Annotated in this window: 13 protein-coding genes; 5 read left to right on the forward strand and 8 right to left on the reverse strand. The window is 32.7% G+C overall.

The annotated features are described in order from the left end of the window. Positions 1–16: 16 nt before the first annotated feature. The 3 genes from B7R65_RS17305 to B7R65_RS17315 form a co-directional block, all read right to left on the reverse strand. Positions 17–520: an isoprenylcysteine carboxyl methyltransferase family protein gene (locus B7R65_RS17305; protein WP_088044095.1), complete on the reverse strand. Its 504-nt coding sequence runs from the start codon at positions 518–520 to the stop codon at positions 17–19. Continuing rightward, complete coding sequence (locus B7R65_RS17310) at positions 520–1,611, reverse strand: type III polyketide synthase (protein WP_088044096.1); 1,092 nt, start codon at positions 1,609–1,611, stop codon at positions 520–522. The genes B7R65_RS17305 and B7R65_RS17310 overlap by 1 nt, the downstream gene beginning before the upstream one ends. A 317-nt stretch (positions 1,612–1,928) precedes the next feature. Further along, the gene (locus B7R65_RS17315; RefSeq protein WP_088044097.1) at positions 1,929–3,455 is read right to left on the reverse strand and encodes a carboxypeptidase M32; all 1,527 of its coding nucleotides are present in this window, start codon (positions 3,453–3,455) and stop codon (positions 1,929–1,931) included. A 928-nt stretch (positions 3,456–4,383) separates the two neighbouring features. Here B7R65_RS17315 and B7R65_RS17320 point away from each other — a divergent pair. The 3 genes from B7R65_RS17320 to B7R65_RS17330 all read left to right on the forward strand — a co-directional run bounded on the left by B7R65_RS17320 (position 4,384) and on the right by B7R65_RS17330 (position 5,850). Continuing rightward, positions 4,384–4,695 carry an ArsR/SmtB family transcription factor gene (locus B7R65_RS17320; RefSeq protein WP_088044098.1) on the forward strand — a complete coding sequence of 104 codons (312 nt, stop codon included), beginning with the start codon at positions 4,384–4,386 and terminating at the stop codon, positions 4,693–4,695. A gap of 89 nt (positions 4,696–4,784) precedes the next feature. Further along, the gene (locus B7R65_RS17325) at positions 4,785–5,279 is read left to right on the forward strand and encodes an SRPBCC family protein (protein WP_256941383.1); all 495 of its coding nucleotides are present in this window, start codon (positions 4,785–4,787) and stop codon (positions 5,277–5,279) included. 43 nt (positions 5,280–5,322) lie between these two features. After that, positions 5,323–5,850: an SRPBCC family protein gene (locus tag B7R65_RS17330; protein WP_088044100.1), complete on the forward strand. Its 528-nt coding sequence runs from the start codon at positions 5,323–5,325 to the stop codon at positions 5,848–5,850. Between the two features lie 289 nt (positions 5,851–6,139). Here B7R65_RS17330 and B7R65_RS17335 read toward each other — a convergent pair whose 3' ends face one another. Both B7R65_RS17335 and B7R65_RS17340 read right to left on the reverse strand, forming a co-directional pair. Further along, positions 6,140–6,949 carry an alpha/beta hydrolase family protein gene (locus B7R65_RS17335; protein WP_179194909.1) on the reverse strand — a complete coding sequence of 270 codons (810 nt, stop codon included), beginning with the start codon at positions 6,947–6,949 and terminating at the stop codon, positions 6,140–6,142. A gap of 528 nt (positions 6,950–7,477) precedes the next feature. Further along, positions 7,478–8,992: a carboxypeptidase M32 gene (locus B7R65_RS17340; protein WP_088044102.1), complete on the reverse strand. Its 1,515-nt coding sequence runs from the start codon at positions 8,990–8,992 to the stop codon at positions 7,478–7,480. Positions 8,993–9,343: 351 nt separating this feature from the next. Between B7R65_RS17340 and B7R65_RS17345 the strand changes: the two genes are divergently transcribed. Next, positions 9,344–9,964 (forward strand): NAD(P)-dependent oxidoreductase, encoded by a 621-nt coding sequence (locus B7R65_RS17345; RefSeq protein ID WP_088044103.1) that lies wholly within the window; start codon positions 9,344–9,346, stop codon positions 9,962–9,964. A gap of 41 nt (positions 9,965–10,005) precedes the next feature. Here B7R65_RS17345 and B7R65_RS17350 read toward each other — a convergent pair whose 3' ends face one another. Together B7R65_RS17350 and B7R65_RS17355 are read right to left on the reverse strand one after the other, a co-directional pair. Next, entirely contained in the window at positions 10,006–11,952 is a 1,947-nt protein-coding gene (locus B7R65_RS17350; protein WP_088044104.1) for an ATP-dependent DNA helicase, read from the reverse strand. A gap of 197 nt (positions 11,953–12,149) precedes the next feature. Next, positions 12,150–13,088 (reverse strand): Gfo/Idh/MocA family protein, encoded by a 939-nt coding sequence (locus B7R65_RS17355; RefSeq protein ID WP_088044105.1) that lies wholly within the window; start codon positions 13,086–13,088, stop codon positions 12,150–12,152. A gap of 173 nt (positions 13,089–13,261) precedes the next feature. On the opposite strand from B7R65_RS17355, the gene B7R65_RS17360 reads away from it, so the two are divergent. Continuing rightward, positions 13,262–13,480 carry a hypothetical protein gene (locus B7R65_RS17360; RefSeq protein WP_088044106.1) on the forward strand — a complete coding sequence of 73 codons (219 nt, stop codon included), beginning with the start codon at positions 13,262–13,264 and terminating at the stop codon, positions 13,478–13,480. 50 nt (positions 13,481–13,530) lie between these two features. On the opposite strand, the gene B7R65_RS17365 is transcribed toward B7R65_RS17360, so the two are convergent. Continuing rightward, complete coding sequence (locus tag B7R65_RS17365; protein ID WP_088044107.1) at positions 13,531–14,685, reverse strand: THUMP domain-containing class I SAM-dependent RNA methyltransferase; 1,155 nt, start codon at positions 14,683–14,685, stop codon at positions 13,531–13,533. Between the last annotated feature and the right edge of the window lie 83 nt (positions 14,686–14,768).

Consider the following 14,768-nt stretch of genomic DNA (forward strand, 5'->3'; position numbering starts at 1 on the left):
GAATCATTGTCAACAATTATTCGATTGACTGTAAAAGCGCTTTATTTTCTTCTCGGATCCTTACTTTTAAAAGGATTAGATTACTAATTGAAAAGATTACTGTAGTAATATACGCGTGAAACATAATTGGTATGATAATTAATTCTAACGTTACGATTAAATAATTTGGATGCTTTATGTATTTATATAGTCCTTTGTTAATTAATTTTTCATTTGGTAAAACAATTATCTTCGTATTCCATCTCTCACCTAATGTTGAAATGACCCAAACTCGCGCAAGTTGTAAAATTAAAAACAGACTAAATAAAAAGGTGAAAAAACTTAATTTAACATATTCAATAAAATAATTTTCAACTACTATTGAAATAAAAAAAGTACTGTGCAAGATAATAAAATATTTATAGTGGGCTTGTCCTAGTTCAATTGCACCTCGCATCTTTAACTTTTTTTCATTGTTTTTTGCAATTTTTAATTCAAATAATCTCTGTACGATAATAAATAAAAATATCAATTTTAACATTAACACTCAACCCACTTTAATAGTGACATTTCTGAACTAAATCCTGGTCCTAAAGCGCAAAGTAATCCAGTTTCATTTTTCTTTCCTATTTTCATAAACTCTTCCAGTACAAATAAGACAGTACAAGAAGACATATTTCCATAATTCTTTAGAATGTCTAAAGATACAGAAGTTTTTTCTGGATCAATATTAAGCGAATCTATATAAGCATCTAGTACCTTTTTCCCGCCAGGATGTGCAATAAAGTGATTTAAACCATCAATCGCTAAGTTATTCGATTGTAAGAAAGAAGAAACGACTGGCTGTAACCAGTTTTTTACGATGGATGGGATATCCCTTGAAAAAATAACGAAAAGACCCTCATTTTTTACATCCCATCCCATTACATCCAATGAGTTTGGCATGAGTGTTGAATTTGTTTGTAAGATATTGGGTAAAGCGACATGAATGGTTCTGGCTTTTAATTCACTTTCGTCGCCAATTACTAAAACAGCAGCAGCACCATCAGCGAATAATGAAGTCCCAATGATATTACTTTTTGATAAATCTTCTTTTTGAAATGTTAAGCTACAAAGTTCCACTGCTACAAGTAAGATATTAGATTCTGGATGAGCTTTACAATAATCAAATGCTCTAGAAATTCCACTTGCTCCACCTGCACAACCAAGTCCCCAAATTGGAATTCTTTTAATAGATGTTTTTAAAGGTAAAATATTAGCAATATGTGCATCAATTGTCGGCGTTGAAATACCTGTTGAGGAAACGAATATAATACCATCTATTTCATCATAATTAATCTCTGAGGATAAAAATTCCAGATTAGAAACACAGTTCTTTATCGCTTCAACTGATAATTGAATTGCGGTCTCTATATATGTTTGATTTTTTTCTTCTAAACTATGTTCCTCACTATACCAAGTTAGTTCCTTTGAAAGATATCTGCACTTTATTTCTCCATTTTGAAATACAGATAAGAGTCGATCAATCGATGGATACTTCTTTAAAAACAATTCCCTTACAAATGGTACGATATTTTCTTGATTTATTTTACATGTAGGAACTGCTTTTCCTACCGATAGTATTAAAGGCATAATTTTCCACTCCTTCATTATCTTACCTTTCGTAAAATGAATCAAAATTATTCAAATTACAATTTGGTCAAACAAAAAAGGACAATCCCAGTTCCCATTCATCAATTGAATGAAACACTTGAATTGTCTAAACGTTTTAAAGGAGTTTTTTCTTTTTGTTGTGCAAATTTAGTATATCCTAAATCTAGCTATGAAACATTCGCAATTATTTCCAAGTTAATTCAAATGAAGGTCGACTACTCGTCTTAAGACGACCTTCGAATAGATCGTCAATATGCTCTAATTTCGCCTTTTAAATCACCTTAGAGTGGAGACTATTATTTATTTACTTCTTTCAAGTCATACATTTGTGTATATTTAGTCTCCAAATAATCAATATAGTATTGAACATTTAATTCTTCACCCGTCACATCAACTAATATTTCTTGTGGTCCCTTTGTCGCCCCGTATTGATGAATATTAATCTTTAACCATTCTAGAATTGTAACGAAATCATTTGTTTCAATTAACTCATTAACATTAGGCAAATCTTTTTCGATCGTTGCTTTAATTTGAGCTGCATACATTGCACCTAATGCGTATGTTGGAAAGTATCCAAAAAGCCCCATCGACCAATGTACATCCTGTAATACTCCTTCACGATCTGATGGTGGTGTTATCCCAAGATATTCTTCCATTTTTTGATTCCAAATTGAAGGTAATTCTTTTACTTGAATTTTTCCATCCAGTAAGTCTTTTTCAATTTCATAACGTAACATAACATGTAAAGGATAAGTTAATTCATCTGCCTCAATTCTTATATAAGAAGGTTTACTATGGTTAACTGCATGATAAAATTCCTCTAAACTTACACTGTCCAAAATTCCATCAACTTGTCTTTGTAAATCAGGATAATTATTTTTCCAGAACTCAAAACTTTGACCAATCATTTTTTCATATAAAAGTGATTGTGATTCATGAATTCCAAGCGAAGTTCCTCTGGCGATCGGTAGACCTTCTAATTCTTTTGAAATGTTCTGTTCATATAGTGCATGACCACATTCATGAATTGTACTAAATATGGCTTTCTCAAAATTATTTTCGTGATACTTTGTTGTTACTCGTACATCACCTAAGTTAATATTTGTCGCAAATGGATGTGGCGTTTCGTCTAATCTTCCCGAGTCAAAATTATAACCAAGTTTTACTAATAACCGCTCACAGATCTCTTTTTGCTTCTGTTTTGAAACAAAGGCTTTCATTTCTTCTTTTTCAAAGTTTTTTCCACTGTTTGAAATAGCTTTAACAATAGGAACTAATTTCTCACGAACATTCGCAAAAACTTCATCAAGTTTATTTACAGTCATTCCTGGTTCATATTGATCTAAATATGTATCATATTTTGACTCACTATATCCTAAGTACTCAACAAACTTACGCTTAAACTCAATAATCTTCGATAAATAAGGCTCGAATTTAGCAAAATTATTTTCGTTCTTCGCTTCTGCCCAAACTCTTTCCGACTCTGCTTGGCATTTAACAAATTCCTCATATTCCTCAACAGGAATTTTTGTATTCCGGTCAAACTCTTTTCTTAACATTTTTACGGTCTTCTCTATTTCTAAACTACAAAGACTCCCTTGAATCGCTTCCTCTAAAGTAATTAAATAATGCTCCATTTCTTTAGATGTGCTCATCTTAAAAACCTCTGACGATAACTGACTAATAACATTTGAACGTTGTCTAACCGAGTTTTTAGGTGCACCTGTTCGAAGATCCCAGTACATTAAACTTATTGCCTCTTCAATGTTAAGCATTTTCCCAACATAATCCAAAAACGAAGCTTCATACTCTTTCAAACTCATCAAAAACACCCGCCTTCATTATTTTCAAACTATTCAGTCAAGTAAATAGTAACACAAATCAAATAACCCAACAGAACTATTTCTCGACAAAAATGAAAAGTGGAAGCACCTCGGTCAGACCCGACAAGCATAAGAGCAAGGATTAGAAAGGTTGCTTTTTACCTTACTAATCCTTGAGCTTAAGACCTCGAGGGGCTAGGTGCTGGAACTAGACAAATCGAAAAGTGGAAGCTCCTTGCTCAGCCCCGACAAGCATAAGAGCAAGGATTAGAAAGGTTGCTTTTCACCTTACTAATCCTTGAGCTTATGACCTCGAGGGGCTAGGTGCTGGAACTAGACAATCCGAAAAGTGGAAGGCGTTTGTTCAGCAGCGACAAGCATAAGACGAAAAGCAGTAAAGGTTGCTTTTTAACCTTTACTGCTTTTTGGCTTATGACCTCGAGCTGCTAACGCCTGGAACTAGACAACTCGAAAAGTGGAAGGCGTTTGTTCAGCAGCGACAAGCATAAGACGAAAAGCAGTAAAGGTTGCTTTTTAACCTTTGCTGCTTTTTGGCTTATGACCTCGAGCTGCTAACGCCTGGAACTAGACAATCCGAAAAGTGGAAGGCGTTTGTTCAGTAGCGACAAGCATAAGACGAAAAGCAGTAAAGGTTGCTTTTTAACCTTTGCTGCTTTTTGGCTTATGACCTCGAGCTGCTAACGCCTGGAACTAGACAATCCGAAAAGTGGAAGCACCTTGGTCAGACCCCAACATTGGAGGTTAGGATATTTTCGATTTGAAGAGTACATACTAATTCGAGTAATTTCCCTCATAAATCCCCCTCTAGATCAAATCAATCTCACCTTTTTGATTAAGCAAACTCACCTTTTTTATTATTCTCTAATATTCCTTGACAGGAATATTCCTTTTCAGGTATATTCAATTTATGAATTCGACTTTGATTGCACTAGCAGAACCCAACCGATTACAGATTGTCGAACTCTTACGTGATGGTCCTTTGTCAGTTGGAGAAATAGCTGAAAGTCTTGGACTTAAACAACCACAAGTTTCGAAACATCTCCGCGTTCTAAGTGAAGCTGGGCTTGTCGAGGTTCAACCAATTGCAAATCGCAGAATCTATAAACTTAGACCCGAACCGCTTAAAGAGATGGATTCATGGATTGAATCATTTCGTCACGTTTGGGAAGAGAGATTTGATCAATTGGAAGATTATCTTAAGAAATTGCAAGGAAAATGATTTATACGTAGCAAAATTACTCGCATGTGAATTTTCATCTTACAGAAAGGAGTTTTGTAAGTTTCATAAAAATATTTCGGAGGTAAATGGTGAGTAATAACTTAAAAACAAACCTAAGTTCAACACTTGAAGATCGACAAATTGTCATAACACGTGTATTTGATGCTCCACCAGAATTAGTATTTAATGCATGGACGGATTCAGAACATATTGGAAATTGGTGGGGTCCAAATGGATTTACAATTACAACTCATCTAAGGGATGTTAGACCTGGTGGTACCTGGACTTTTATAATGCACGGACCTGATGGCACCGATTATCCAAATAAAATAGATTATCTTGAAGTTGTTAAGCCGGAACGTCTTGTTTATAAACATGGTTCAGGTGAACAAAACGATTCTGGTCAATTTCATGTAACAGTTACATTTAGTGAACAAAACGGAAAAACACTTCTTACAATGTGTTCACTATTCCCTACTGTTGAAGAGCGAAATAAAGTAGTTGAAGAATACGGGGCAATCGAAGGTGGCAAACAAACATTAAGTCGACTGGCTGAATTCTTAGACGATAATGTAAAGAATTAATTAAGTATTTATAAAATAGATAAACATTTTGGAGGAACCTACAATGACTGAAAAAAATACGTTTAAAATTGAAGAAAATGCATTAGTAATAACAAGAGTGTTAGATGCACCCCTTGAGTTAGTATATAAAGTGTGGTCTCAAGCTGAACATCTTACTAATTGGTGGGGACCAAAAGGATTTACAATGAATGTGACTAAATTAGATTTCCAACCAGGAGGAAAATTTCACTATAGTATGAAATCTTCTGAAGGTTTTGAAATGTGGGGATTATTTATTTACGGAGAAATCAAGGATTTTGAAAAAATTGAATTCGTAAACTCTTTCTCAAATGAAGCTGGCGAAATCGTTCGAGCTCCATTTAGTGAGACTTGGCCATTAGAAGTCAGCAATACATTAACTTTTGAAAAAGAATCTGATGGTAAAACCAAAATTACGTTAAAAGGTTATCCAGTAAATGCTACTGAGGAAGAAATTAAAACATTCGAAGCAGGTTACGATTCAATGAAACAAGGATTTGCTGGAACATTCGAACAGCTTGAAGAATATTTAGCAAAAAATTCTTCTCTTTAATATCGTTTTTAAAAAGTAATACCTTTATCTTCAATCTTTTTATTAAATAATTTAAAAAATACACCATTGGAAAGTGTCTATAGTTTCCTCAATGGTGTATTTTTTTGTATATGGATGGAGAATTTAAGATTAAGTTTAACTTTAAAACGATCCATACTATATAGATGAACTCTTCAAATTAATCGAGATCGTTTGTTCGACGTGGTAATGCTCGTGTCGTTTCACTATATTCTAAACCAATATTTTGTCCATTATCGATTTCACTATTTACCACTTTAAAATTGTACGTTTAAAGTACTTCATCTAACCAGTTATGTAGCGTTTGAGCAAGCTCTTTCCTATGATTAAGATAGTTATGATCAGTTTCAAAAACTTTCGTTTGAAGATGATTTGCTCCTGCCTTTTCCAGAATATCGACAAGTGGGTCGTGAAAATACACTTTTGGTATTTCTTCATCAAAATCTGCCGCTGTTAGAAGGATGTTACGTTTGAGAAGTAGAGGTGCGTATAAGAAAGTATTCCACTCTATTTGATTGAAAAGTACTTCTTCCATAATTGATTCGGCCGAAGCACCTTTTAGGAAAAATGCACCTTCTTTTAACACCTCTCTTATTTGCGCTTCAAAGGAAGGATCTTGTTCCACCATTTGGGCAAATAAACCAAAATTAGCTCCAGAAAGAGATGCAACAGAATGAATAGATGGTTCCATTGAGGCAACTTTCAAGGCTAAGAAGCCACCAAAGCTATGTCCAATTAATCCAATACGCTTCGTATCAATCCGATTTTCCTTCGCCACTTCACTTTCTTTGAGATACTTAAGTGCTGAGAGAACATCTTCGATTGAATTGCTAAATGAAAAAGTTCCTTGACTCCCCCATGCTCCGCGGTAATTCATGACTAGTACATTCCAACCTTCTTGTTGAAGTTCAGAAGCTAGATCGAGATTCAACATCCCCCCTGGAAATCCGTGTAATAGAAGGACTGTTCCATGTGGCCCTTCCCCTTCTGCAAGATACATTCGTCCTACAATGACATCATTCCCACTCGGAATTTTTAATAACCTTAGAATACTTGGATTTATTCGTTTACGATTTTCCAATTTAGTGCCCCCGTTTATATTCATTTGACTGTGGTTTTACTTGCTACTAGTTTGAAAAAAAGTTGTATTATTTATTTCTATAAAAACTCATATTTTTTCAGCAAACTCCTCCAATGATCTTAATAGATTTCAATTTATTTTACTATAAAAATCTGAATTTTCAAAACTTATATAGACTCAGTTAGAGTAAATCCCCAGCCTGTGTTTCTTAAATCAATTCACCAGTTTTTACATTTCCAGTGCCACAATAGACAATCATCAAATATCATTGCAGGACAATCATATACTTTCAATCTGTGGCCATCAAAAGATTTTATTAAGTCAGTCCCATCATCTGAAAATTTCATTATTTTTCTTCATCCTATTTATCAAATTTCCCAATTGTAACCTCTTCATTAAATGCTTCTAGGATCAAATACACGAATTCTGTATACAAAAAAAAGCGATGCTGAATAGCACCGCTAATACTGTAAAAATAGCTATTTGTTCAAAACTTATTGTTTTCAACAAAGCCTGAATCATAGGATATCAACCTAATTTATAAAGTTTAGAATACTTCTCTTCTAAATAATCAATAAAGTATTTTACATTTAATTCTTCACCAGTGATATCAACTAATAATTCATTTGGTTTTCTCAATTTACCATATTGATGGATATTTTTCGTTAACCAATTTACAATTTGATGAAGTTCTCCGCTCTTCAATAATTCATTATATTTTGGAAGTTCTTTTTTCATTGCATGCTTGAATTGTGCAGCGTACATTGCACCTAAAGCATATGAAGGGAAATAGCCAAAATCGCCACCAGACCAATGAACGTCTTGAAGTACCCCTTCACTATTATTTGATGGAATAACACCTAAATATTTCTCCATTTTCTCATTCCAAACTGTCGGTAAGTCTTTCACTTGTAAATCCCCATCAAACAGTTCTTTTTCTATTTCATAACGTACCATGATATGTAACGGATATGTGCATTCATCTGCTTCGATTCGAATTAATGATGGTTCACTATGATTTATTGCGCGATAAAATTCTTCTACAGTTAAATCAGTAAAGAAGTCCCCTGTTTTCGATTTTAATTCCTCATATTGCGTTGACCAAAATTCTAGGCTTCTTCCAATCATATTTTCAAAAAATAAAGATTGTGATTCATGTATTCCCATTGAAGCACCTTGACATAAAGGAGTACCAATTAAACTTGCAGATATATTTTGCTCATATGATGCATGACCACACTCATGAATTGTGCCAAACAAAGCACTCATAAAATTATTTTCAATATACTTCGTAGTTACACGTACATCACCTGGATTTAATGTAATTTGGAAAGGATGTACAGTTTCATCTAGTCTACCAGAATCAAAATTATAGCCTAATTTACGAAGCACATCTTCACTTACATTTTTTTGAATTTCTTTAGAAATTGGTTTAAATAATTCTTCCCTTTGAAGATTAATAGCTGAGTTTGAGATTTTTGCAACAAGTGGAACAAGTCTCTCCCTTACATTACCAAAAACTTCATCTAGTTTCTTAGTCGTCATTCCAGGTTCATAAAAGTTTAATAATGTATCGTATTTTTTATCTGTATATCCCCAATATTCAATAAATCGTTTCTTTGTTTCAACAATTTTTTCTAAAAACGGTTGAAATTTACTAAAGTCACCAGCATCTTTTGCTTCTTCCCAAGCATTTTCGCTTAGTGAACATAACTTAACATATTCTGCATATTCTTTCTTAGGAATTTTGCAGTTTAAATCATATACTTCTCTGCACTCTTTTACAGATTTCTCAACTATTTCAGTTAATGTTCCATTACCTATTTCCTTTTCTAGAAGAACAAGATAGTTTTCCATTTTAGTAGAAGTAGTCATTTCAAATACATCTGATGATAATTGACTAATGACATTAGAACGCTGCTCTGCTCCATTTTTTGGTGCCCCAGTTCTTAAATCCCAATACATTACATTAATTGCTTCATTATAATTTTCTATCTTCTTTAAATAATCAATAAATTCTTCTTGTACTAAATGAATCCCCATTTTTCTACCTCTTTTCTATAAATTGGATAGCATCTATATTTTACCATATTTTGTTTAATTACTTTTTTATTTTATTTCATAGCTCTTTTCTAAAAGATTGTTTTTTAAAATTCAAACTTGTAAATAAAGAAGATGATTGTATCGGATAGCAAGACACATGCTAGAGTAGCGGTACAGAAGAGACCTTAAAGGGCAAGCTGAAGATACTCATCACATTTCACTCGGAAAGCCAGCTTCATGTAGTGTAAACCGACGAATTACTTTTTTAATAGCAACAAAGTTTACTGAAGCATCAGCCTTTTTCAAAGACATTTGACTTAATCATATTGTACAATACGTTAAGGTGATGTTATGAAAATATTATTATTAGGTGCTACTGGAAGAGTTGGATCTCATTTACTAGAGTTATTATTAAAAAACGAACACAGAGTTACTGTTTTAGTAAGAGATGAACTTAAATTAACTGTCAAGCATCCAAATCTATGCGTTATAAAAGGTAATACATTAAGCATTTCTGATTTAGAAGAATCATTAAGGGATGTTGACGGCGTAATCTCAGCACTAAATACAGATGGTAAAAATACTTTATCACAAACAATGAAATTATTAATTCCTCTACTTGAAGCGAACAAAATTAAGCGAATTGTTACAGTTGGTACAGCTGGAATATTACAATCACGAGTGGAACCTACTATTTTAAGATATGTAAGTACAGAATCAAAACGAAAATCAACAGCAGCTGCAGCTGATCACGAAAAAGCATTTACCCTCTTAGAATCTAGCCTGTTAAACTGGACAATTGTATGTCCAACCTATTTACCAGATGGCCCGATCACAAAACAATATCGGACTGAAATAGACTTTTTACCAATTGATGGAAAAAGTATCTCGACAGGTGATACAGCCTACTTCACATACCAAGCTTTTTTTGACAATAAGTTTTATCAAACAAGAGTCGGTTTAAGTTACTAATTTCTAGATTTAATCAAATGAGAATACAAAAAAGCTAGCAATTATATGCTAGCTTTTTTAAATGGTTCTACCGGTAAACTATTTACAACTTTTTCAAATGTTTCTTTTCTTAATTCATTTTCAATAAATAAGATGATTTTTCCTTTGTCTTCATGAGTTCTGATCAGACGCCCAATCCCTTGTCGCAGTCTTAATAACATATATGGTTCATCAATATCATTATAAGGGTTCATTGCATGTTGTCTCTTTGATTGGAATACTGGATCATTCGGAGGAAATGGTAAAGAGTGTATAATAACTTGGCTTAAAGATTCCCTTTGAATATCTAGTCCTTCCCAAAGATGTACAGCACATAAAGAAGCATTTATATCATCTTGGAATTTTTGAACAAGTGAACTAATTTCTTCTTCACCTTCGAAATATAAATTAAATTGTAATTCTTCTACTTCAACTTGCTGTTTAAAACGATTCATCTCTTGTGTTGAATTAAATAAAATTAAAGAACTACCTTTATTTTCTTTTAATTCTAAAATGATCTTCTGATTCTTTTTATCAATTTCATTTTTATCATATTTAATCATATCTATTTTCATTTGTTCTTCATAATCAAATGGTGAATTTACTGAAAATGATAAATAATCATTAATACCTAAACTATTCGCAATATAATCAAAAGAACTGTTTTGTGAAAGAGTAGCAGATGAAAAAATAATCGGCATTTTTTGATTAAATACTTTTTCTTGTAAAAGTTCATTTACTGCTTTTGGCATAAGTACTAATGTTAGTGCATTTTGGTTATATTCAATCCACTGAATTGCAGAAGACTCATTAATAAATAAATGTAGACAGCGCTCAATATCATCTAAATGTTCATCAACAATATTCAGTTGGTATTCATCGATTGTATACATTTCACTCTCAAAGACTAATTCGTCTCCAATATTACTAATTTGAGCTCTTAAGCGTTTTGCTAAGTTTAATAATCTTTCATTCATGTTTAATTTAAAACGCTTAGAACCTGCAACCTCTTCACTGTTATTATCCATTTCATGAAAGAACTGATCGTATGTTTCTAATGTATCTTCAAGTAATTGTTGAAAACTTTCGCGTGTACCAGACTGCATTAAGAACGATAAAAATGTATTTAACGTTTCATGCTTTAATCGATAAGTTAAAGACTTTTGAGAAGCAAATTCCAATAAATGTCCTTCATCAAATACCACACAACTAGGATTAGGTAATAATGGTAATTGACCTTCTCGTTTTCGTGAATCTACTGTCCAAATATGTTCCATATAAAATTCTTGGGAACATACAATTAAATCGGTTGCTTTACGGTAATGTTCCCTAGATAGTGTTTGACCACATCGATGTCTTTGATCACAAGTTGAACAATCTTGGAAATAGTCATAAGAAATGGTATCCCATTCTTCATCAGTCAATTCTTTATATTCTCTACGATCACCATATGGTGTAAATTTTTGCAGTGTGCCATAATCATGAACGAAACTCGGTAAGTTTTCATAAACAGCTAACACTTGATCTGATGTAGTATCTTCTGTACGTTGTTGATCTAATTTTTTTAAACACAAATAATTTGTAGTAGATTTAGCTAAACGAACATCAATCGATAAATTCAATGCGTTCGATAATTTTTCAATGTCTCCGTTTTTCTTAACAAGTTGTTCAATTAATGATTCGTCTGCACAAGCGATTATTGCAGGCTTACCTGTATATCGTGCATAACATAAGCAATACAATAAATAGACAAATGTTTTCCCTGTGCCTACACCTGCTTCAGCAAAGATAACCTTCTTTTCTTTAAAAGCACGTTCAACTTGATATGCCATAAAAATTTGTTCGTCTCTTAACTCAAAGCCTGCTTCTGGTAATAGATCATAAAATACGTCACCAATCCACTCCCCAAGCTTGTCTATGAATTGATCTTGTTTTCCTACCTCAAAAGGCAATTTTGATGATTGATTCATTGCTACCCCCAAAAATAAAAAATTAAAAAGAAAAAGTCCTCTCTTGAGAACTTTAAAATTACGAAATATATCGTTCACATATGAAGTTTAATTATAGTCTCTAAACGCTATCATACAAAAAAATCTAAGAAAGTACAATAGATAGGAAAGTGACTACTTCATTTTTTCAATTCCATCTCACTAAATCGCACTTCATACTATTCTTTTATTTCCTGAATTAGACCTTCCTTTAATTGCTTTTCAACAATCAATTGTGATTTCAAAGCCTCCTCACCGTCAACGGTCGGTTTTTCATCACTATGAATGCAATTTATAAAATGATGTACACAATCTTCGAAACCTCTTTGCTTTAATGTAGACTCCCATGATCCTGGAAATGATTTAATAACATTGTCATTAGCTTCAATTTCCATTGAATTCATATTCTTTACTCTAATTATTGATCCATCTGTAATCAATTCTAATTTTTCCAGATTCGTTCCCGCTTTTCGATGCATCTCTGTATTCAATGTGAAACCGTTAGACGATTCATATACATGGCTTGCATACATAAGTGAATTATCATTATTAATTTTTAATTTGCCATAAACAGTACTTAATTCTCCATTTGCTAACCATCTAACCGTATCAACTAGATGTAAATAATCATCTAACATCGTAAATTCAAATGATTGTGGACCTATGCTATTCGTTCGATGCTTTTCAAATCTTATAGACGCAATATTTTTTGCATTTTCCTTAGCTTGAATATACATTGGACTAAATCGACGGTTAAACCCAACCATTAATTTTCGACTTTTTCGAATACTTAACTCAACTAATTTCTCTGCTTCTGTAACACTTGATGCTAGTGGTTTATCAACATATACATCTTTCCCTAATGATAACAGTAAAGATACAACTTCATAATGTGTACTAGTAGCACTATGAACAAATACTGCATCACAATGATCCGCAAGTTTTTCGATACTATCAAAATCCGGAATTCGATATTGTGAGCATATCGCTTTACGTTTATCTTTACTTGGAGAAAAAGCTCCTTCAAAGCTCCAGTTTGTTTCTTTCGAAAGTATAGGTAAATAAGCTTTTTGAGCTATATTACCTAATCCGACCATACCAATACGAGGTTTCTTCATGAATATCTCCCTTTACATAATTTTTCCTTACTGACATTTTAACAAATAAACTAATAGTCCAATATATTAAACCCTCACAAATACAAATGAAAATTAAATATTAACTCAATGAAATTGGGAAAACTAATAAACATGTATTAACCACACTAATAATTATTCGGGAGAGGATTAGCATGTATTTGTATTCACTTATTCAATCTAATTTTGACACGAACGATGACTTAAGTGTTGTAAGAGATCTTTATTTATTACAACACGAGAAAAATTTTTCAAAAGAAGAGTTTCATGACATGGTTACACAATATAAAAGTAGAGCTGAAACAAATTGGCATGTAGCAAATCTACTCGAAAAGAATCATGGATTTAGAATTGTTCCTGCTATAAATTTATAAAATTAATTAAAAAAGTACTAATTAAATGTCTAATTAGTACCTTTTTCAAATCAATTCTCTTCAGTATTTCTCGGCGGACGCTTCCCAAAATATTGATAATAGTCCGTTTTAATAAATCCGTTAAATAATTTTCGTTTTTTCGTTGCAGGTTTACCGTAAAATTGTTCAAACCCTTCATGGCTTGTTAAAACATACGTCGACCAAGTATCTAGTTTCGTAAATACGCTACCCATATCAGTATATAATTTTTCAACATACGGTCGATCATTTAATCGTTCTCCATAAGGAGGGTTCGTTACAACATAACCATAATCAAGCCTTGTCGTAAAATCTTTTACCTGCATTTGTTTAAATGATATTGAGTCTGATAATCCAATTTCATCTGCATTCGCTTTGGAAACATGAATCATACGGTGATCAATATCAGAACCGATAATTTCTAATTTTTGATCATAATTAGCTAAATCCTCAGCTTCTTGTCTTGCTTCATCCCAACGTTTTTTACCAATCCAATGCCATTCTTCAGATGCAAAACTTCTAAACGAACCTGGAGCTATATTTTGACCAATTAACGCTGCTTCGATAGGTATTGTACCAGATCCACAAAATGGATCAACAAATGGTAAATCGGCATTCCAATTAGTAAGTAGTATTAATGAAGCTGCTAGTGTTTCTTTTAAAGGTGCTTCACCTTGTTCTACACGGTAGCCCCTTTTATGTAATCCTTCACGACCAGTTGTATCAATCGTTAATGTAACAATATCTTTTAAAATTGAAACTTCTACACGGAATAATGGACCATCTTCAACTAACATACCTTGAACATTTTGAATCGTTTTTAATTTATCAACAATCGCTTTTTTTACAATCGCCTGACAATCTGATACAGAAAATAATTTAGATTTTTGAGATTTACCAGTAACAGGAAATTGACCATTTCTTGGAATAAATTTATGCCATGGCAAAGCTTTTGTTTTTTCAAATAATTCATCAAATGAAGTTGCTTTAAATTCACCTACTCGAAGTTTTACTCGATCGGCTGTTCTTAACCATAAATTAGCTTTTACAATTCCATCTTCATCAGCTTTAAATAATACTCGACTGTTTTCAACTTGAACGTCTTCAAACCCTAAGCTTTTAACTTCTCTAGCAACTAATGCTTCGATCCCCATAGCAGCAGTTGCAATCAATGTGTATTTTGACAATTTTTCCACCTATCTCATTCTAAAAAAGAATGTACTTTTCCTTATTATTTTCATACTTAAATTCATTTCTTAATTTCATTATT

The organism is Bacillus sp. EAC, assembly GCF_002156875.1.
GTDB lineage: Bacteria > Bacillota > Bacilli > Bacillales > Bacillaceae_G > Gottfriedia.

Bases quoted from the DNA above. Each gene is read 5' to 3' on its own strand.
- B7R65_RS17305 (WP_088044095.1), bottom strand. From the start codon at position 520: ATGTTAAAATTGATATTTTTATTTATTATCGTACAGAGATTATTTGAA.
- B7R65_RS17310 (WP_088044096.1), bottom strand. From the start codon at position 1,611: ATGCCTTTAATACTATCGGTAGGAAAAGCAGTTCCTACATGTAAAATA.
- B7R65_RS17315 (WP_088044097.1), bottom strand. From the start codon at position 3,455: ATGAGTTTGAAAGAGTATGAAGCTTCGTTTTTGGATTATGTTGGGAAA.
- B7R65_RS17320 (WP_088044098.1), top strand. From the start codon at position 4,384: ATGAATTCGACTTTGATTGCACTAGCAGAACCCAACCGATTACAGATT.
- B7R65_RS17330 (WP_088044100.1), top strand. From the start codon at position 5,323: ATGACTGAAAAAAATACGTTTAAAATTGAAGAAAATGCATTAGTAATA.
- B7R65_RS17340 (WP_088044102.1), bottom strand. From the start codon at position 8,992: ATGGGGATTCATTTAGTACAAGAAGAATTTATTGATTATTTAAAGAAG.
- B7R65_RS17345 (WP_088044103.1), top strand. From the start codon at position 9,344: ATGAAAATATTATTATTAGGTGCTACTGGAAGAGTTGGATCTCATTTA.
- B7R65_RS17350 (WP_088044104.1), bottom strand. From the start codon at position 11,952: ATGAATCAATCATCAAAATTGCCTTTTGAGGTAGGAAAACAAGATCAA.
- B7R65_RS17355 (WP_088044105.1), bottom strand. From the start codon at position 13,088: ATGAAGAAACCTCGTATTGGTATGGTCGGATTAGGTAATATAGCTCAA.
- B7R65_RS17360 (WP_088044106.1), top strand. From the start codon at position 13,262: ATGTATTTGTATTCACTTATTCAATCTAATTTTGACACGAACGATGAC.